This is a genomic window from Nonomuraea sp. MTCD27 (assembly GCF_041950495.1).
Classification (GTDB): Bacteria; Actinomycetota; Actinomycetes; order Streptosporangiales; family Streptosporangiaceae; genus Nonomuraea.
On the sequence record NZ_JBGNUW010000017.1, the window covers coordinates 1 to 19,564 of the forward strand.

The window sequence follows — 19,564 nt, forward strand, 5'->3', positions numbered from 1 at the left end:
CCCTCCCGCCCCCCGCTCCGCGTGCCGTCTGGCCCGCCCTGGTCGTAGACGGCGGCCAGCGCCGCGTCCATCTGCGCGTCCACTCCCTCCAGCCCGCACCCGGTGCCGTCGGCGGACCCGCCGCCGAGCACCAGCCGCCAGCGCCGCATCCGCTCGTCCGCCACGCTCATCCGCCCGCCCTTCCGATGATCGACAGGACCGTCGCGACGGCCGCCGCCGCGCGCCGCTCGTCCACGTCCGGCTCCGCTGCCCCGTCGTCGTGGCCGGCCGAGCGCAGCCGCTCGCCGACGGCCCGGCGCTCCGGCGCGGCGAACGCCCCGAACGTACGGCGCAGCAGCGGGAGCACGTCGGTGAACTGCTCGCCGGACAGCCCGGTCAGCCACCCGTCGACCAGGCCCAGCAGGCGCGGGTCGTGCACCAGCAGCAGCCCGCCCCCGGCCAGGAACCCCTCCACCCACGCCGCCGCCCGCGCCGGCGCCTGCCCCCGGGACATGGCCCTGGACATGCGGTCACCGGCGTCGTCGAGCTCGCCGGAGTCCAGCAGGATCCTGGTGAACCGGCCCTCGATCAGCCCGTGCAGGTCCCGCCGGTCGCTGATGCCGCGCAACGTGCCCAGCCACCGGCTGCGCGGCGACGCCTCCTCCCGCACGCCGTCGGACAGCAGGGCGACGGCGGAGTGCACCGCGTCGACGTGCTTGAGCAGGTCGGCCGCCGCGTCGTCGTCCAGCCCCGTCACCGCCACCGGCAGGCCGACGCGGATCCGCTCCAGCATCGAGCGCACGATCACCGCCAGCCCCTCCGCCGGCGTGCCGCGCACGTCGCCGTACCGGTGGGCGCGCACCATCGCGGGCAGCGCCGCCATCAGGTGCGTGACGTCGGTGTCGAGCGCGGCCTTGGCCGACAGCGCCGCCAGCACCTCGGGCAGCGCCAGCGGCAGCTCGGCCAGCAGGCACTGCTCCACCAGCGACGTCAGGTCCGCCAGCGCCGCGGACTCGGCCGCCGCCAGGTCCCCGGCCCGCTGCGCGGCCGCGGCGGCCACGGTGGTGCCGAGCGCGGCGTGCTCGATGAGCGCCAGGTCGTGCTCGGGCCGCCACCGCAGCGTCCACGTCTCCCTGAACGTGCCCTTCCCCCGGGCCTGCCCCGGCGTGCCCCAGCCCACCCCGAGCAGCCGCAGCCGGTGCAGCAGGTGGCTGCGGTCGAGGTCGAGGGGCTTGCGCAGGTCGAGGTCGATCTCCCGGTCGAGCGCCTCGGGCTTGAGCTTCAGCCGCCGCTGCTGCTCGCGCAGGTCCCGCTGGAGCGGCACCATCGGGGTGCCGTCGGAGACGTGGCCGAGCCGGTCGCCGACGACCATGCGCCGCTGGATCAGCTCCACCGCCAGGTCGTCGCCCTCGCACAATACGGCTCTGGCCGCCTCGGTGACCTCGCCCAGACCGGCCAGCGGCCGGCCGCGCAGGGTGGCCAGGCTCTCGGCCAGGCGTACGGACTCGATGACGTGCGCGGACGACACGGGCAACCCCTCGTCGCGCAGCACCGCGGCGGCCCCGGCCAGCCAGCGCTCCACGGGCCGGTCGGGGGCGTCGAACAGGTGGTGGTACCAGCCGGGCGAGGTGATCCCCGCGCCGTACCCGCTCCACGAGGCCAGCCGCCCGTACGTCCACGGCACCCACGTCAGCTCCGCCTTCACCTTCGGCAGGCCGCGCAGGAGGGCGTTGTCGGCCGTGACGGGCGGCAGCGGCCCGGCCAGCGCGGGCACGTGCCAGGCGCCGCAGATCACCGCGATCCGCCCGAAGCCCTGCTTGAGCGCCGCGCGCAGGGTCTTACGCATGTACGCCTCGCGCCTGGCCTCCCGGCCGTCCGGCTCGTGACCCTCGCGCACGGCGGCCATGGCCTCGGCGATCACCTCGAACGGCGTGTCACCGCCCCGGTGCTCGACGACGTCCTCCCACCAGCGCTCCGGATCGTCGTACCCGGCCGCGCCGGCGAGCGCCCCGATGGGATCGACCCGCAGCCCGGAAGGCTCTTCACCGTCCTCGGCACGCCCGCCGGCAGCGTCGTCGCCGTCCTCGGCCCGCGGGCCGGCGGCATCGTCGCCGTCATCGGCCAGGGAATGGGCGGCGGGCAGGTCGCAGAAGCGCACGGGGACGCCGGCCGACGTGGCGTACATGATCGCCTGCCACTCCGGCGAGAACGCGGCGAACGGCCAGAACGCGGCCTTGGTCGGCTCCCCCGGCACGTGCGCGAGCAGCGCGACCGGCGGCTCCAGCTCGGGCGCGAGCCAGACCAGGCCGTCGGCCTCGGGCGGGCCCTCGATGAGGATCACGTCGGGGCGCAGGCGTTCGAGCTCCCGGCGCACCGCCCGCGCCGAGCCGGGGCCGTGGTGGCGTACGCCCAGGACGGAGACGCTCATGACTCTTCGCGGCAGGCGCGGTAGAAGTCGCGCCAGTCGGAGCGCTCGCGGACCACGGTCTCCAGGTATTCGCGCCACACCACCCGGTCCGACACCGGCTCCTGCACCACCGCGCCGACGATCCCGGCGGCCACGTCGGAGGGCCGCAGCACGCCGTCGCCGAAGTGCGCGGCCAGCGCGATGCCGCTGGTCAGGACCGAGATGGCCTCGGCCGTGGACAGGGTGCCGCTGGGCGACTTGACCTTGGTGCGGCCGTCCTCGGTGACGCCGGTGCGCAGCTCTCTGAACACCGTCACCACGCGCCGGATCTCCGCCATCCCCGTCGTCGTCTCCGGCAGCGCCAGCGCGCGGCCCAGCTGGGCGACCCGGCGCGCGACGATGTCCACCTCCTCCTCGGCGGTGGCCGGGACCGGCAGCACGACGGTGTTGAAGCGGCGGCGCAGCGCGCTGGACAGCTCGTTGACGCCCCGGTCGCGGTCGTTGGCCGTGGCGATCACGTTGAACCCGCGCTCGGCCTGGACCTCGCGGTTGAGCTCGGGGATCGGCAGCGTCTTCTCCGACAGCACGGTGATCAGGGCGTCCTGTACGTCGGACGGCATGCGGGTGAGCTCCTCGACCCGGGCTATGCGGCCCTCGGCCATGGCCCGCATCACCGGCGACGGGGTCAGCGCCTCGATCGAGGGGCCCTCGGCCAGGAGCCTGGCGTAGTTCCAGCCGTACCGGATGGCCTCCTCGGCGGTGCCGGCCGTGCCCTGCACGAGCAGCGTCGAGTCGCCGCTGATGGCGGCGGCCAGGTGCTCCGACAGCCACGTCTTCGCGGTGCCGGGCACGCCGAGCAGCAGCAGCGCGCGGTCGGTGGCCAGGGTGGCGACGGCGACCTCGACGATGCGCCGCGCGCCCACGTATTTGGGGGTGATGCGCTCGCCGTCGCCCAGGATGTACGTGGTCACGGCCCACGGCGACAACTTCCAGCCCGGCGGCCTGGGCCGGTCGTCGTCCTTGGCCAGGAGTGCCAGCTCCTCGGCGTACTGGTCTTCCGCGTGCGGGCGCAGAACGGTCATAGGGAAAGCTCCTTGTACATGTCAGCACGAAAACGCAGCAGGGCGGCGACCTGCTGGATGGGCTCGACCGGCGAGTAGCTCTCGGCCAGCGGGAACAGGGCGGGGTCGATGTGCTCGCCCGCCAGCTTGACCAGCTCGCCGAGGTTCCACGGCTGCGTGGTGGCCACCTTCACGATCTTGCGGAGGACGGCCGTGGCCAGGCCCTCACGCCAGTGGGACGACACGCCGCCGAGCACCATGATCAACTGGCTGTCCAGGTCGTGGTTCCGCACGAACCTCGCGGCCAGCTCCTGCTGCTCCTCCGGGGGCAACGACTCGAGCAGGTCGGCGATCGGGTCCCAGTCGAACATCGCCCGCGCCCACTCGGGGTCCTTCTGCAGCACGGCGGCGCGTACCCAGGCCGCCTTCACCTCGGCGTCCCAGTCGGGGATCTTCAGCTTGAGCAGCAGGGCGGGCGGTCGGTCCCACACCGACAGCGGGGCGCGGGCGATGATCTGCTGCAGCCACCAGGCGCGCTCGCCGATGCCCCGGGGCGGCTTCGGGCGCACGCCGTCGCGTTCCATCGCCTTGTCACAGGCCGTGGGGGCCTCGACGGCGATGACGTCACCGGTGCCCTCCCGCCGGATCGTCACGCAGGCGCGTACCCGCTCGGCCATGCGTTGCGACATGCGCGACCCGGGCAGGCGGGTGAGGAGGTTGGCGGCGGTCTGGCGTACTTCCCTGCGGCGGTCGTCGAGCGCCTCCTCCAGGAACGGCTCGTCCGCCATGCTGAGCCCCTCGGCCAGCACCTCCGCGAACTCGGCCCGGTCGTCGGGCGTCTCGCGCTCCCACGTGCTCTCCAGCAGCCGCCGGGCCTGGGCCGGGTCGGCCGCCCTGAGCGCGCGCAGGTGCGCCCGCCGGTCGGCGGCACCGCCCAGCTCCCACGTCTCGCCCGTGGGCTCCTCCAGCAGGTAGTCCCAGGCGGGGTTGAGCCCGGCCAGCCAGCGGCCGCGCTGCCCGGCCAGGACGCCGAGATGCACCCTGATCGAACGGTCGCGCCGGCCGCGTTCGAGCAGCTCGGGCAGCACGAAGGCGGGCACCCTGCGGCCGGTGGCGGCAGCCGCGGCCAGCCATTCGGGGAGCAGCCGCTCGTGCTCGCCGCCCAGGATCCGGCCGAGCCGCTCGGCCGCCCGCCGCCCCACCGCCGCCCGCTCCTCGGCGGGCGCGCTCCCCTGCCCTCCAGCCCCGGCCTCGACCTCCTCGGCGGACGCGCTCCGCTGCGCCCCCGTCCCGGCCACGCGCCGTCCCGCCCGCCGCCTCGCCACCTCGACGGCGGCCGCCTCCAGCAGGTCACCTCCCTGGTACGGCCGCCGGTCGGTGCCGACGAGCGCCGTGGACGCCAGCTCGTCCCAGCCGGTCACAGAATCACCGCCGTTCCTTCGTCGTCCCAGGTGGTCAGGGGTCGCACGCCTTGGGGGGTCCATTCGACCGCCACGGTGACCGGGTGCCCTCCGGAGACGGCGATCAGCCGCCAGGGGTCCTGGCAGCGGGGATGCAGCGGCAGGCCACCGACGGAGGTCCGGTCGGGGACCACGCCGGCCAGCACGAGCGGCCAGGACTCGGTCCACGGATCCTCGGCCAGCGCCCGCGCCACCTCGTCAAGCCCTTCCTCCGGCGACACCCCGGGCGGCACGGCACGCGGTACGGCGGGGGCCCGTACGCCGGAAGGCAGCCCGGCGGCGACTCGCCCCTCGGGCGATGACGCGACGGGAGCCGACCCCGCGCCGGCGCCTCGCCCCTCGGAGGCCGACGCGGCGGGAGACGGGACTCCGCCCGGCGTCGCCGGGACCTGCGCGGTAGGAGGCAGCGCGGAGGTGGGAGGCAGTCCGGTGGCGGCTTGTCCCTCGGGAGGCGCCGCACCCGGAGACGGCGCACCCTGGGACCCCACTGCCCGTGACGGCGCGGCCGGGGACGGCGCGGCTGGGGGGCCCGTTGGCGGGGACGGGTCGGGGGTGGGTGGGGGCCAGGGGGCGGTGCCGTGGCGGGTTGCGACCAGGGCGCGCAAGGGGGCGGCGCCCGGGTAGAACGTGAGGTCGGCGTCGATCGTGGTGCCCGTCACCAGCGAGGCGTCCAGCGGCTGCCCCTGTGGTGCGAACGACAGGATGAGGGCGGGCCTGCCGGTGCGGCGGCCCCGCAGCCAGACGCGGCGCGCCGTCAGCCGGTCCTGCGCCTCGTCGCGCCTGCCCAGGACGTCCCAGTGGTCGCGCACCGGCGGCCCGGCCAGCACCTCTTCCCTGGTGACGGGGAACCCGGCGCGGATGAGGACGGTCTGTGCGAGGGGCTTCGGCAGCTCGGCCCGCCGCCGGTAGGCGATGGCAAGCAGGTTGATCAGGGCGTATTCCTCCAGCAGCCGCCCCGGCCAGCCCTCCTCGGCCCGCACCCGGGACAGCCGGGACACGACGCCCGCCACTCCCGGGGCCTGGGCGTCGATGAGGCGCTTGGCCAGGCCGTCCCAGTCGTGCTCGGCCGCTCCCGCCAGCCCTTGGCGCACCTGGTCGGCCAGCCACCGCTCCAGCTCGGCCAGCCCGGCGGCGACCCGCGAGTGACGTACGGACTCGCCCCGACCGCCTGCCGAGGTCCCGTTCGCCCCGATCGCGGTCCCGGGCCCAACGCCTCGTCCCGGCACACCCGGGCCCGGCACTTCCGCGCCGAGCGCGCCCAGGTCCGACGGGTCGGTGCCCGAGGTGTCCGGGCCCGGCGCGCCCGTCTCGCCGAGGGTGGCCCGGCCGGCCGCGTCGCCGGGCCCGGCGTCCCCAGCTTCGGCTCCCCCTGCCCGGGCGGCGTCTCCGGCTTCGAGGGCGGCGGCCTCGGTGGCCTTGACGCGCGCGGCTTCGAGGCGGGCGGCCGACTTCTCGGCGCGCTCGGCCCGCCCTTCCAGCCACTCCGTCACCCACTGCGGCGCCGCCTCCTGGACCGGGACCGCGTCGGCGGACCACAGGAGCAGCAGCCCGAGCGCATGCTTGCACGGGAACTTCCGGCTCGGGCAGCTGCACCGGTATGCGGGCTCGGTCAGGTCGACGCACGCCAGGTAGGGCTTGGCGCCGCTGCCCTTGCACTCGCCGTACAGCACCGTGCCTGTCGTGCCGCGTAACGACCACTTCCCTGGCGCTGCCACCCCCTGCGCCGCCTTCTGGGACGGCGCGTCGGGGGCGAGGGCGAGGACCTGGTCGCGGCTCCACCGTTCCGTCACCTGCCGCAGACTAGCCAGCCCGACCGACAGTTCGCGGCCGGTCAGGGGAGATCGGCCGGCTGTTCCGACGCGACTGGTTCCGACGGGTCAGCCGGCGGTCACCTCCGCCGCCGACAGGTACGAGCCGCCGCTGGCCCTGGTGCCCTCCAGCCGCACGTAACGGGCGTCCACGGCGGGGAACGTGGCCGTCTTCAGCCGGGCGTCGCCCGCCCACGTGCCGCCCGCGACCTCCGTGAAGGTCTGGCCGTCCGTGCTGACGTAGACCTTGTAGTCCAGGATCGTGCCGTTCAGGTTGCCGTCGAAGCGCGGCTGGTAGCCGACGTTGCCGACCTGCTTGACCTCCCCCAGGTTGAGGGTGATCGACTGTGGGAGCGGGGTGGGCGGCGAGTACTCCGAGTGCCAGAACGTGGCGATGTCCCCGTCCACGGCGCGCTCGGGGCCGAAGCCGGCGTGGAAGCTGCTGGCGTACACCTTCGGCTCCGTGCACGTCTCCGTGACCGTGACCGGCACCTCCGTGCTCTCGTCCCCGACGCGCACGGTGATCACGTGCTCCCCGGGCGGGGTGTCCCTGGGGGTGGTGATCTTGATGGTGGCGGTGGTGGCCTGACCGGCGGGCGCGTCGAGGGACGCGGTGGCGGGGGTCGCGGTGAGCGGCTTGGCGGCCGTCACCGTGAGCGGCCTGGAGAGCGCGTCGCCGGTGTTGTTGACGATCCTCGCCGCCACCTCCGCCTGGCGTACGGCCAGCTCGCAGTGGTCCAGCGCGATCCGGCTCGGCGTCACCGTCTGCTGGACCGGCTGCCCGGCGGCCAGCAGCGCCCAGCCGAACGGGACGTCGGCGTAGTACGCCGAGCGGCAGTCCGGCGGCGCCGAGCGGGGCTGGCCGGCGTCGAAGTGCGGCTTGCACGAGGCGCGGTCGGGCAGGTCGGCGTCGTACGCCGTGTCCAGCCCGGCCGCGAGCACCTGCCCGCGGGCGAACAGGTAGCCGCTGTGGCTGCGGCTCTGCGCGTCGGCCTTGTCGAACAGCGCGTCACTGTACGCCTTCGGCCCGGTGAGATCCGCCCAGAACGCCTGGGGCGCGCACCCGACGGTCTGGTCGGTGCTCGGCACGGCGCAGCGGGCCGCGCGGAAGTCGCCCCCCAGCACCGTGACCTGCGCCTGGGGGAACTTGGCGGCCGCCAGGGCCGTGTACGCGGCCGTCGCCGTGGCCGGGTCGCCACCCGGGTGGACGGCGAGCAGCGGCACCTGGAGGCTGCCGTCGCGCTTGGCCGCCCCCGTGTACGCCTGGTCCTCGTCCTGCACGCGCTCGTACCCGGTGGGCCGGGCCGCGGTCATGGTGTCGGCGTTCAGGATGATCGCGGTCTCGCGTACGGAGCCGTCCGCCTGGAACGCCGAGCGCTCCCCCGCCACCTCGACCCGGTAGCGGTACCCCAGGGCCCTGCTCAGGCTGGTGGCCAGGCGGCGGGCGCCGGGGCCGAGGAGCTCGTTGAGCACCAGGGCGTCTGGGGCGGCGGGCAGCCTGGCGGCCAGCCGGGCGGCGAAGTTGTCCAGGTCGGTGGTGTCGGCGGCGTCGGCGGGGCGTACCGAGTCCTGGAGATCGGCCTGCACCACGAGCACCTGACCGGCGGGGGTCCTGGGCAGCTCGGGGGCGGTGGTGGAGCCGGCCGCGGGCACGGCGCCCAGGGGGATGAGGGCGAAGGCGGCGGCGAAGTGGAGAGATTTCTTCATCACGCGTCCTGGAGGGCGGGCCGGCCCGACTCGACGACGAACGACTTGCGTACGGAGGCGGTGCCGTCGGGCGTGGTGACCTTGTCCACGACCACGTAGTCGGCCCGCATGGTGTCCTTGGCGACGCGGCAGCGGATGTAGCCGCGCTGGTTGTTGAAGAACTTCAGGTGCGGGTTGGCCGCCAGCCACTCGGCCCCGCCGGCGGTCGTGTCGGAGCCGTTGCCGCCGGAGGTGATCGAGGTGCCGAGGAACTCGACGCCCACGGTCGGGGAGCCGGGGTCGGCGAAGTCGGCCTTGAGCTCGGCGGCGCAGTTGACGTGCGCGTCGCCGGTGATCACGACCGGGTTGGCGACCTTCCGCTGGGTGATGCCGGCCCACAGGCGGTCGCGCTCGGCCGCGTACCCGTCCCAGGTGTCGGGGTTGAGCTGCTGCAGCCCGGGGTCGGTGAGCCGGTCGAGCTGGAACATCATCACCTGGTTGGCCAGCACGTTCCACGTGCTGCGGGAGCGGCCCAGGCCGTCCAGCAGCCAGGCGGCCTGCTGCTCGCCGAGCATGGTGCGGCTCGGGTCGAGGCGGGCGGTGACGTCGGCGGGGCTGCGGAACTGCCGCTCGTCCAGGACGTGGAACGTGGCCAGCCGGCCGTACCGGATGCGCTGGTACATCGGCATGTCCGGCCCCACGGGCAGGGCCGAGGGGCGCATCGGCTGGTTCTCGAAGCAGGCGCGGAAGGCGGCGGCGCGGCGGCGCAGGAAGTTCTCCGGGGTGCCGCCGGTGGGCGACAGGTCGGCGCCCCAGTTGTCCTCGACGTCGTGGTCGTCCAGCGCGAAGAACCAGGGCGCGACCGCGCGGGCGGCCTGCAGGTCCGGGTCGGAGTTGACCAGGGCGTAACGCAGGCGGTACTGCGAGAGGGTCATGGTGGGCGCGTTGTGCGCGGCCGACAGCGACGTCTTGCGCTGGCCGCCCGTGGCGCCGATCGCCAGCTCGTAGATGTAGTCGCCCAGATGGCCGATCAGGTCGAGGTCCTGGGCCGCCATGTCGCGGTAGGCGGTGTAGAACCCGCTCTCCCACTGCTGGCAGGAGGCGTACGCGAAGGAGACCTCGGTGTTCCAGCGGGGGTCGGGCGCGGTCTTCGTACGGCCGGTGTGGCTGGTCTCGTCGCCCACCGTGAAGCGGTACCAGTACTCGCGGCCGGGACGCAGCCCGTTCACCTCGACGTGGACGGCGTGGGCGAGCTCGGGACGGGCGGTGGCCACGCCCTTGCGCACCACGCGGCGCATGCCGTCGTCCTCGGCGATCTCCCACCGGACCGGCACGGGGACGCGCGGCATGCCGCCCATCCCGTCGTCGGCCAGCGGTTGCGTGGCGAGCCTGGTCCACAGCACGACGCCGTCGGGGCGGGGGTCGCCGGAGGAGACGCCTAACGTGAACGGGTTCGCGGACAGCGCGGGCGCCGGGTCGCTCACGCCGCCGGGCACCTGGCCCAGGGCGATGAGCCCGGCCACGCCGGTGGCGTACGTGAGCATCTGGCGCCGGGATGCCCTGCTGTCGAGCAGCGAACGCCATTGATCGGGTTTCACCTGGTCTTGCCTCATTCGTCGGTCTGGTTGCCGGTGAAAAAATATTAAAATATGAGAAATCGTCCGGCAGGTGAACGCGCGGGGTCATCGGCGGAAGCAGGACCTGTCCGAAATATCCACATAGACTCACCTCGTGGAGTTGCGGATCTACCCTGACGGCCCGTCCATCCAGGTGGCCGACGAGGCGGCGGCCCTGGCCGGCCCGCTCGACGGCCAGCTCGTCCTCGACGGCAACCGCTTCCTGCGCCGGGACGTCAAGGGCGCACCGGTCGCGTTCGTGGAGCGACCGCCGATCGCCGAGGCACTCGACCTGCTCCCCCACCCCGAGGGCGGCTGGTTCCGGGAGACGTGGCGGTCGCCGGTGACGTTCACGCCCGACGGGTACCCGGGCGCGCGGGCCAGCGCCACCGCCATCTACTTCCTGCTGCACCCTGGCGAGGAGTCGGTGCCGCACATGGTCAGGTCGGCGGAGATCTGGCTGTGGCACCGCGGCGGACCGCTCGACCTGACGATCGGGGACGAGACGGTCGTCCTGGGGCCGGACGTGGAGCACGGGCAGGTGCCGCAGGCCGTCGTGCCGGGCGGCGCGTGGCAGTCGGCGCGCCCCGCGGGCGACGAGGCGGTGCTGGTGAGCTGCCTGGTCTCGCCGGGCTTCGACTTCGCCGACTTCACCGCCTAGCGTCCGGGTTCACCTGCTCCACCACCTGGCGTTCGAGGCATGACGCGGCCGGCCCTCTTCGACCTCGATCGGACACTGCTCGACCTGGACGCGGCGTTCGTTTTGTGGGCGGGCGAGTTCGCCGAGCGGCACCGGCTGACGGAGGGGGCGGTGGAGCGGCTGGAGGGCTTCCACGCGCGGATGCCGCACCTCGCGGAGCTCTACGCCGGGGTGCCGGAGGCGCTGACCTGGTTGCGCGCGGCGGGATGGCGGGTGGGCGTCGTCACCAACGGCCCGGCGCGGCGGCAGCTCGCGAAGATCCGGCGGACCGGGCTGGACGACCGGACCGCGAGATCCCCGCAGGCCCGCCCCCTGAGCCCCAATCGGTGGAAGGTTTACCGGCGCCCGGCCGGGCAGCCCGCTAGGGGTGGAGGAGGTGTGGTCATGGAGGCCAAGGAATGGACCGTGCGGATCTCTCTCGCCGAGGACGGCGACGACACCGCCGCCCGGGCGACGCTGACGATGGGGAACGGCGACCGCGTGACCGGGACCGGCCGGGCGCGCCGCAATCCCGCCGATCCGGCGGTGCCGGAGATCGGGGACGAGCTGGCCGCCTCCCGCGCGCTGGCGGACCTGGCGGAGCGGCTGGCGGTCATCACAAAACACGATATTTCGGAAACAACCGCCGAATCCCCAGCCCCCACCCGCTCGTGGTAACGCCATTATACCACGAAATGCGAATTAACGCATTTCGCCGCTAAATGGCAAGATTTCGCTATATTGATGGCCATGGGTGCCGCAGAAGAGAAATTCATCAAGTCCGGGAAACTGCGCCTGTGGACCGAACGGTTCGGCGACCGGAGAGACCCCGTGGTGCTGCTCGTCATGGGCACCTCCACCTCCGGCCTCGGCTGGCCGGACGACCTCGTGGACACCCTCGTGGCCGGCGGCCGGCAGGTGATCCGCTTCGACCACCGCGACACCGGCCGCTCCGACTGCGTCGACTTCACCACCGACCCGTACACGCTCGCGGACCTGGCCGCCGACTCCCTCGCCGTGCTCGACGCGTACGACACCCCCTCCGCCCACGTCGCCGGCGCCTCCCTCGGCGGCGCGGTCGGCCAGTGGCTGGCCGCGCACCGCCCCGAGCGGGTCACCACGCTGACCGCGATCATGGCCAGCCCGATGGGCACCGACGCGGGCCCCATCTGGGTACGCGCCATGTCCGGCCAGGCCCCGGACCCGGACGACCTGCCACCGCCCGCGCCCGGCTTCCTGGAGCACCTCATGCGCGCGGCGGCCGTGCCGAGGACCACCCGCGAGGAGAACGTCGCGGCGAACATGGAGACGTGGCGGGTGCTGAACGGCGAGGTCCTGCCCTTCGACGAGGCGGCGGCCCGGCGGCTGGTCGAGGAGTCCTACGACCGTGCCGGCAACCCCGCCGCCGCGACCAACCACGACCTGGCCGGGCGCGCGATGACCGCGGACCGGCGAGCCCCGCTGTCCTCGATCAAGGCCCCCACGCTGGTGATCCACGGCACGGCGGACCCGCTGCTCCCGACGCCGCACGGCGCGGCGCTGGCGGCCCGGATTCCCGGCGCGCGACTGGAGACTATCGAGGGCATGGGCCATTCTTTCCTGTCTCCGGGGCTGCCCCGCCGGGTCGCCGAGCTCATTCTCCGGCACACGGCACAATAACGTTCCGAGCCTGCCCAGATATCGCCCGGACCATGAAAGAGGGAACGTCTCTCTGGCAATTGCCGCAATGCGGTCGTAGGGCCGGACGACGCCTGGGGTAACGTCGGCTCTCTCCGGTCGGTCACCCGACTCGCCGCACGCACGAGGAGAGACGCATGGTCCGCAAAGCCGTGATCCCGGTGGCCGGCCTGGGCACCCGGCTGCTCCCCCTGACGAAGGCGCTGCCGAAGGAGATGCTGCCGATCGGCGACAAGCCCGTGATCGAGCACACCATCAGGGAGCTCGTGGACTCCGGGATCGACGAGATCACCATCGTGACCTCGGCCCGCAAGGAGCTCGTGCAGCGGCACTTCGCCCCGGACGCCGACCTGGAGCAGCAGTTGCGCGACGCCGGCAAGGACGACCTCGCCGACGCGGTGGCCGAGCTGTCGTCCCTGGCGCACATCACGTACCTGTACCAGAACGGCCCGTACGGCAACGGCACGCCCGTGCTGAACGCCGCCCGCGTCATCGGCGACGAGCCGTTCATGGTGCTGTGGGGCGATGACGTGTTCGTGGCCGAGGTGCCCCGCGCCAGGCAGCTCAAGGCCGCCTACGAGGCGACGGGCGCGCCCGTGCTCGCCCTGCTGCCGATGGCGGTCGAGGACGCCTCCCGCTACGGCGTGCCGATCGTCGAGGAGGACCTCGGCGGGGGCCGCCTGCGCATCTCGGGCCTGATCGAGAAGCCGCGCCCGGAGGAGGCCCCCTCCCGGTACGCCGCCATCGGCGGCTACGTCGTCACTCCGGGAGTCGTCGCCGAGCTGGAGGCCGCCACCCGCCGCTGGCAGGCCGACCCCGAGGGCGAGATCTACCTCACCGACGCCCTGCACCGCCACGCCGCCGCCGGGAACCCGGTGTACGGCCAGGTCATCGACGGCACCTGGTGGGACACCGGCTCGCCGCTCAACTACCTCAAGGCGCAGTTCGCCGCGGCGCTGGCCGATCCGGTCCACGGCCCGGAGCTGCGCAAACTGGCCCTGGAGAGCTAGCGTCTACCGCAGAAGCACATGAGGAGGGCACCGGTGAGCCGACAGATCGTTTCCATCGTGGGTGGCAAGGACGCGGAGTCCGCGGCCACGTACGAATCAGTCAACCCCGCCCGCACGGGCGAGGTCGTGGCGCAGGTGGGCCTGGCCGACGCCGGCACGTTCGCCGCCGCCTGCCGCACCGCCAAGGAGGCGCAGCGCGAGTGGGCCAAGGTGCCGGCGCCGGTGCGCGGCCGGGTGATCGCCTCCATCGGGCGGCTGGTCGAGGCCAACGCCGAGCGGCTGGCCCGGCTGGTGACCGAGGAGATCGGCAAGCCGTACGCCGAGTCGCTCGGCGAGGTGCGGGAGATCGTGGACACGTGCGACTTCTTCCTGGGCGAGGGCCGCAGGCTCTACGGGCAGACGGTCCCGTCGGAGATGCCGGACAAGAACCTGTTCACGTTCCGGAACCCGATCGGCGTGGCGGCGGTCATCACCGCGGGCAACTTCCCGGTGGCCGTCCCGTCGTGGTACCTGGTCCCCGCCCTGCTGTGCGGCAACGCCGTCGTCTGGAAGCCCGCCGAGTACGCCGCCGCCTCCGCGCACGCGATGTTCCGGCTGTTCACGGCGGCGGGCCTGCCCGACGGCATGCTGAACATCGTCTTCGCCGACGGCGCGGAGACGTTCGCGGGCCTGGAGCTGGCCCTGGGCGAGGGCAGCGTGCAGAAGGTCGGCTTCACCGGCTCCAGCGAGGTGGGCCGGAAGGTCGGTGAGCTGACCGGCCGCCACCTGCAGTCGGCCTGCCTGGAGCTGGGCGGCAAGAACCCGATGGTGATCATGCCGGACGCCGATCTCGACCTGGCCGTCGAGGGCGCGCTGTTCTCCGGCTTCGGCACGGCCGGCCAGCGCTGTACGAGCCTGGGCACGGTCATCGTGCACGAGAGCGTCCACGACGCCTTCGTGGAGCGGTTCGCGCGCGCCGTGGGCGACGCCCGGATCGGCGACCCCGAGCAGGACGTGCTGGCCGGGCCGCTGCTCGACCGGAAGTTCGCCGACCGCTACGAGGAATACCTGACCTGGATCCAGCCCCACCACAAGGTCGTCACGGGCGGCCGGGGCCGGATCACGAAGGACAACCCGCGCGGCGACTTCGACGGCGGCGAGGGCCTCTACTACCACCCGGTCGTGGTGGACGGCGTCCGTCCCGGCGACCGGCTGTTCATGGAGGAGACGTTTGGCCCATTGGTGGGCGTGACCGCGTTCCGCACCCTGGACGAGGCCATCGAGCTGGCCAACCTGCCCGGTTACGGCCTGTCGAGCTCCATCTACACCACCGACCCCAAGCACGCCTTCCGCTTCCGCGAGGGCATCTCGGCCGGCATGGTCAGCGTCAACAACTCCACCTCCGGCGCCGAGGCCCACCTGCCGTTCGGCGGGAACGGCAAGTCGGGCAACGGCAGCCGGCAGTCCGGGATGTGGGTGCTCGACCAGTTCACCCGCTGGCAGGCGATGAACTGGGACCACTCCGGGCGCCTGCAGAAGGCGCAGATGGACGTGGCGGAAATCACCCCCGATCTGGACTTCCGCCTCGCATGAGAAAACGGGGCTCCTTCGCGCGAAGGGGCCCCGTCCTCCGGAGGATCAGACCTGGCCGGCCTTCTCCAGGGCCGAGCAGCAGGTGTTCACCAGCAGGCGGGTGACCACGTACGGGTCGACGTTGGCGTTCGGGCGGCGGTCCTCGATGTAGCCCTTCTTGTCCACCTCGACCTGCCACGGGATGCGCACGGAGGCGCCGCGGTCGGACACGCCGTAGCTGTACTTGTTCCACGGGGCGGTCTCGTGGGCGCCGGTCAGGCGGCTCTCGATGTCGGCGCCGTACTGGGAGACGTGCTCCATCGGCTTGTCGCCCTCGCCGAGCGCCTCGCAGGCGGTGATGATGGCCTCGTAGCCCTCACGCATGGCCTTGGTGGAGAAGTTGGTGTGCGCGCCGGCGCCGTTCCAGTCGCCGCGGGCGGGCTTGGCGTCGAGGGTGGCCTCGACACCGAACTCCTCGGCGGTCCGGTAGAGGAGGTAGCGGGCGAGCCACAGGTGGTCGGCGACCTCGATCGGGCCGGCCGGGCCGACCTGGAACTCCCACTGGCCGGGCATGACCTCGGCGTTGATGCCGGAGATCGCCAGACCGGCGGCGAGGCAGCGGTCGAGGTGCAGCTCGACGATCTCGCGGCCGAACACGGCCTCGGCGCCCACGCCGCAGTAGTAGTGACCCTGCGGGGCGGGGAAGCCGCCCTCGGGGAAGCCGAGCGGGCGGCTGCCCTTGAAGAAGGTGTACTCCTGCTCGATGCCGAACCAGGACTCCTGGGCGGCGTACTGCTCGGCGATCGGGCGCAGCAGGGCGCGGGTGTTGCTGACGTGCGGGTCGCCGTTGATCTCCTCGACCTCGCACAGGACCAGCTTGTTGTCACCACCGCGGATCGGGTCGGGACACGTGAGCACCGGACGGAGCACCCGGTCCGACGAGTGGCCCTCGGCCTGGTTGGTGCTGGACCCGTCGAAGCCCCAGACCGGAGGCTCGGCCCCGTCGGCAAGGATCTTGGTCTTCGAGCGCAGCAGAGCCGTGGGCTCGGTGCCGTCGATCCAGATGTACTCAGCCTTGTAGCTCACGGCGGTCCTTTCGGGGTTCTTCTCAGCCACGCCGAGTCTTACGGACGGCCGTTTCCCGGTTTTTGCCCGAATGTGAACGCCGTGTTAATCAGGAGGTTTCTCGCACAGTGCCGTCACCCTCAATGGTGAGCTCGGCGTTGGGGCCGCCCTCCCCGCATTCGGGGCCGTTGGGGTAGCGGCCCTTCGGGGTGACGCTGACCGTACGCTCCAGCACCGGGTCGTCTCCGCCGCCCCGTAGCGTAAGACGTACCTCGACGGGCCGGTCGGGCAGCCCCTCCACATCGCCGAACCCGTGCTTCTCCCCGGTCGGCACGCCCGTCACCGCGCAGGTGTCGCCCGAGCAGGTCTCCCGGCCCGCCCGCGAGGACGGATAGAGCTCGGCACGCGCCTGCTTGCAGGCGCCGTCCCAGCACACCTCCAGCTCGACGGAGCCCGACCGGGCCGCGAGCGGCCCCTTGACGTGCACCCCCACGCCCACCGGGGTGCCGATCAACGTGCACGGCACGCTCGGCGAGCAGCCGGTGAGGAGCAGGAGGGCGGGGACGAGCCAGACGAGTCGGCGCACAACCGGTAAGACGCGGGGCAGGCGCCGCCGGTTCGGAGGGCCGTGCGAACATCGAGTCAGGGGGATTCTCATGCACGATCTGTGGTTCGGCGCGTTCCTGTCACCTGAGGCCGCCGGGCGCGACCGGCTGCTGCGCCACGTCACGCTGGCCGACCGGCTCGGGCTCGATCTGATCGGGGTCCAGGACCATCCGTACCAGGCGGACTTCCTGGACACCTGGACGCTGCTGTCGGCCGTGGCACAGCGCACCGAGCGGATCCGGCTGGTCCCCGACGTGGTCAACCTGCCGCTGCGGCCGCCCGCCGTGCTGGCCCGCGCCGCCGCCTCCCTCGACCTGCTCAGCGGCGGTCGGGTGGAGCTGGGGCTGGGCGCGGGGGCGTTCTGGGACGCGATCGCCGCGATGGGCGGGCGCCGGCTGTCGCCGCCGGAGTCGATCGAGGCGCTGGCCGAGGCCATCACCGTGCTGCGGGCGCTGTGGACGCCGGGTGAGCCCGTGGTGTTCGAGGGCACGCACTACCGGCTCGGCGGCGCCCGGCCCGGGCCGTTCCCCGCCCACCCGATCGGCATCTGGATCGGCGCGATCAAGCGCAGGATGCTGGAGCTGACCGGTCGGATGGGCGACGGCTGGCTGCCCTCCTCCTTCTACAGCCCGCCCGAGGCGGTGGCCGCCCAGGTGAAGGTGCTGGACGCGGCGGCCGCGGACGCGGGGCGCGATCCGGCCACGATTCGCAAGGTGTACAACATCGGCGGCTCGTTCTCGCCGCTGCCGGGGCCCGGGTTCCTCGACGGGCCCGCCTCGCTGTGGGCCGAGCAGCTCACGGAGCTGGTGTTCGAGGTGGGGATGACCGGCTTCGTGCTGGCGCCGGGGCCGCAGGCGGAGCGCGATCTGCGCACGTTCGCCGAGGAGGTGGCGCCGGCCGTGCGCGCGGCCGTGGCCGATCAGCTGGGCCGGCCCGCACCCGAGCCGGTCGAGCGGCCCGTCACCATCGCCGAGCTGCTCGACCTGGACGAGGAGGGGCGGCCGCACGCGCCCAAGCAGGACCCGGCCGCGCTCACACCCGAGCAGCGGCGGCTCGGCAAGCACCTGGTGGACGTGCACGACGGCTACCGGCAGGAGCTGCGGCAGGTCCAGGACGCGGTGGAGGAGGTGGCGGCGGGCCGGCTGGACGCGGAGGAGCTGCGCTCGACGATCAACCGGCTGAGCGTGCGGCAGAACCACTGGACGCTGGCCACGTACTGCGCGACCTTCTGCCGGCTGCTGACCGTGCACCACACGGTCGAGGACGAGGCCATGTTCCCGGCCATCCTGGAGCGCGACTCGACGCTGGCGCCGGTGATCAAGAAGCTGGAGCAGGAGCACGAGGTGATCGCCGAGCTGCTCACCCGGCTGGACGAGGCGTGCGTGGACCTGCTGCGGCGCGGCCCGGCCGGGCTCGACGGGGTCAGGGCCCGCGTGGACCGGCTGGCCGAGGTGCTGTCCTCGCACTTCGCGTACGAGGAGGAGGAGCTGGTCGAGCCGATCGCCCGCCTGGGCATCCAGGTCTAGGCCCGGTCCGGGCCGGCGCGAAGGCGGCGCCGGCGATCACCCGGCGGGCCCTCTCCCTCCGGTACGCATGCCGGGTGAGATCCGGTAAGACCGGGTACCACTTGCGAGGATACGAGTTCGCGCCCGCCTGAAGTCGCCACCCCCCACGACGGCCCGCACACATGGAGCCTCGAGTGGACGTATCCGCCGCGGTGTGGTGGCTGACGATCCTGGGGATCGTCGGGCTGCTGCTGTTCGACTTCTTCTTCCACGTCCGCAAGTCGCACATCCCCACGCTGCGCGAGGCGTCTGTCTGGTCCGCCCTGTACGTGGGCATCGCCCTGCTGTTCGGCATCGGCGTCTGGCTGCTCGGCGGGCCCGAGCCGGGGGCCGAGTATTTCGCCGGTTACGTGACGGAGAAGGCGCTGTCGGTCGACAACCTGTTCGTGTTCCTCGTCATCATGTCGAGCTTCAAGGTGCCGCGCGCCGACCAGCAGAAGGCGCTGCTGTTCGGCATCGTCTTCTCGCTGCTGGCCAGGACCGGGTTCATCCTGGTGGGCGCGGCGCTGATCAACATGTTCGCGTGGGTGTTCTACCTCTTCGGCCTGATCCTGCTGATCACGGCGGGCAACCTGCTCAAGCCGGAGGGCGAGGAGAGCCACTCCCCCGACAACCTCATGGTCCGCGTGGCCCGCCGGCTGCTGCGTACCACCGACACCTATGACGGCGACCGGCTGTTCACCGTCGAGGACGGGCGGCGGGTCATGACGCCGATGTTGCTGGTCATGATCGCCATCGGCGGGACCGACATCCTGTTCGCCCTCGACTCGATCCCGGCCATCTTCGGCCTGACCCAGAACGTCTACCTCGTCTTCACCGCCACCGCGTTCTCCCTGCTGGGCCTGCGCCAGCTCTACTTCCTCATCGACGGGCTGCTGGACCGGCTGATCTACCTGGCCTACGGCCTGGCCGTCATCCTCGCCTTCATCGGGGTCAAGCTGGTCCTGCACGCGCTGCACGAGAACAACGTCCCGTTCATCAACGACGGCGATCCGGTGCCGGTCGTCGAGATCAGCACGGGCCTGTCCCTGTCGGTGATCATCGGGGTGCTGCTGGTCACGGTGGTGGCCTCGCTGGCCAGCGCCAAGGGCCGCGCGCAGAACACGGTGTCGGTGGTCCGGCGGCACGCGCAGCAGTACCTGGACGTCGAGCAGGACCCGGAGGTGCGCGAGGAGATCTTCCGGCGGCTGCTCGCCGAGGAGGCGCAGCTCAGGAAGCTGCCGGAGAAGTACCGGCGGCAGATCCGCGACGAGGACCGCCTGATGGCCCTCCTGCGCCGCGCCCACGAGGAACACGACCGCCCCTGACCGCGCACCGCCCCCGAGCACGTACGCGCCGGACACGCACCGGGCCCGGGCGTCGTACCCGGACACGCATCGGGCCCGGGCGTCGTG

General features: G+C 73.0%; 15 protein-coding genes. 7 read left to right on the plus strand and 8 right to left on the minus strand.

Annotated features, from left to right (window positions below; genetic code table 11):
• Nucleotides 1–166 precede the first annotated feature (166 nt).
• From ACBJ59_RS40330 to ACBJ59_RS40355, 6 genes are all read right to left on the minus strand, one after another.
• Complete coding sequence (locus ACBJ59_RS40330) at nt 167–2,407, minus strand: DUF5682 family protein (RefSeq protein ID WP_375115390.1); 2,241 nt, start codon at nt 2,405–2,407, stop codon at nt 167–169.
• Entirely contained in the window at nt 2,404–3,468 is a 1,065-nt protein-coding gene (locus ACBJ59_RS40335; RefSeq protein WP_375115391.1) for an AAA family ATPase, read from the minus strand. The genes ACBJ59_RS40330 and ACBJ59_RS40335 overlap by 4 nt, the downstream gene beginning before the upstream one ends.
• Entirely contained in the window at nt 3,465–4,868 is a 1,404-nt protein-coding gene (locus ACBJ59_RS40340) for a DUF5691 domain-containing protein (RefSeq protein ID WP_375115392.1), read from the minus strand. The genes ACBJ59_RS40335 and ACBJ59_RS40340 overlap by 4 nt, the downstream gene beginning before the upstream one ends.
• Nucleotides 4,865–6,697 carry an SWIM zinc finger family protein gene (locus tag ACBJ59_RS40345; protein WP_375115393.1) on the minus strand — a complete coding sequence of 611 codons (1,833 nt, stop codon included), beginning with the start codon at nt 6,695–6,697 and terminating at the stop codon, nt 4,865–4,867. Before ACBJ59_RS40345 ends, ACBJ59_RS40340 begins: the two co-directional genes overlap by 4 nt.
• An 87-nt stretch (nt 6,698–6,784) precedes the next feature.
• Nucleotides 6,785–8,422, minus strand: coding sequence for a discoidin domain-containing protein (locus ACBJ59_RS40350; protein WP_375115394.1), 1,638 nt, complete (start codon nt 8,420–8,422; stop codon nt 6,785–6,787).
• Nucleotides 8,422–9,999 carry an alkaline phosphatase D family protein gene (locus ACBJ59_RS40355; RefSeq protein WP_375115395.1) on the minus strand — a complete coding sequence of 526 codons (1,578 nt, stop codon included), beginning with the start codon at nt 9,997–9,999 and terminating at the stop codon, nt 8,422–8,424. Before ACBJ59_RS40355 ends, ACBJ59_RS40350 begins: the two co-directional genes overlap by 1 nt.
• Nucleotides 10,000–10,132: 133 nt before the next feature.
• On the opposite strand from ACBJ59_RS40355, the gene ACBJ59_RS40360 reads away from it, so the two are divergent.
• From ACBJ59_RS40360 to ACBJ59_RS40380, 5 genes are all read left to right on the plus strand, one after another.
• Nucleotides 10,133–10,678 carry a cupin domain-containing protein gene (locus ACBJ59_RS40360; RefSeq protein ID WP_375115396.1) on the plus strand — a complete coding sequence of 182 codons (546 nt, stop codon included), beginning with the start codon at nt 10,133–10,135 and terminating at the stop codon, nt 10,676–10,678.
• A gap of 39 nt (nt 10,679–10,717) precedes the next feature.
• Entirely contained in the window at nt 10,718–11,374 is a 657-nt protein-coding gene (locus ACBJ59_RS40365) for a dsRBD fold-containing protein (protein WP_375115397.1), read from the plus strand.
• Between the two features lie 72 nt (nt 11,375–11,446).
• Nucleotides 11,447–12,355: an alpha/beta fold hydrolase gene (locus tag ACBJ59_RS40370; RefSeq protein WP_375115398.1), complete on the plus strand. Its 909-nt coding sequence runs from the start codon at nt 11,447–11,449 to the stop codon at nt 12,353–12,355.
• A gap of 155 nt (nt 12,356–12,510) precedes the next feature.
• Nucleotides 12,511–13,383: a UTP--glucose-1-phosphate uridylyltransferase gene (locus tag ACBJ59_RS40375; protein ID WP_375115399.1), complete on the plus strand. Its 873-nt coding sequence runs from the start codon at nt 12,511–12,513 to the stop codon at nt 13,381–13,383.
• A 33-nt stretch (nt 13,384–13,416) separates the two neighbouring features.
• The gene (locus ACBJ59_RS40380; protein WP_375115400.1) at nt 13,417–14,955 is read left to right on the plus strand and encodes an aldehyde dehydrogenase family protein; all 1,539 of its coding nucleotides are present in this window, start codon (nt 13,417–13,419) and stop codon (nt 14,953–14,955) included.
• Nucleotides 14,956–15,000: 45 nt separating this feature from the next.
• Here ACBJ59_RS40380 and glnII read toward each other — a convergent pair whose 3' ends face one another.
• Together glnII and ACBJ59_RS40390 are read right to left on the minus strand one after the other, a co-directional pair.
• Nucleotides 15,001–16,020 (minus strand): glutamine synthetase, encoded by a 1,020-nt coding sequence (glnII, locus tag ACBJ59_RS40385; protein ID WP_375115401.1) that lies wholly within the window; start codon nt 16,018–16,020, stop codon nt 15,001–15,003.
• A gap of 88 nt (nt 16,021–16,108) precedes the next feature.
• The gene (locus ACBJ59_RS40390) at nt 16,109–16,585 is read right to left on the minus strand and encodes a hypothetical protein (protein WP_375115402.1); all 477 of its coding nucleotides are present in this window, start codon (nt 16,583–16,585) and stop codon (nt 16,109–16,111) included.
• 70 nt (nt 16,586–16,655) lie between these two features.
• Between ACBJ59_RS40390 and ACBJ59_RS40395 the strand changes: the two genes are divergently transcribed.
• Both ACBJ59_RS40395 and ACBJ59_RS40400 read left to right on the plus strand, forming a co-directional pair.
• On the plus strand, nt 16,656–18,131 hold the full coding sequence (locus ACBJ59_RS40395; RefSeq protein WP_375115403.1) for an LLM class flavin-dependent oxidoreductase: 1,476 nt from the start codon (nt 16,656–16,658) through the stop codon (nt 18,129–18,131).
• A 173-nt stretch (nt 18,132–18,304) separates the two neighbouring features.
• Complete coding sequence (locus tag ACBJ59_RS40400; RefSeq protein ID WP_375115404.1) at nt 18,305–19,477, plus strand: TerC family protein; 1,173 nt, start codon at nt 18,305–18,307, stop codon at nt 19,475–19,477.
• Nucleotides 19,478–19,564 lie beyond the last annotated feature (87 nt).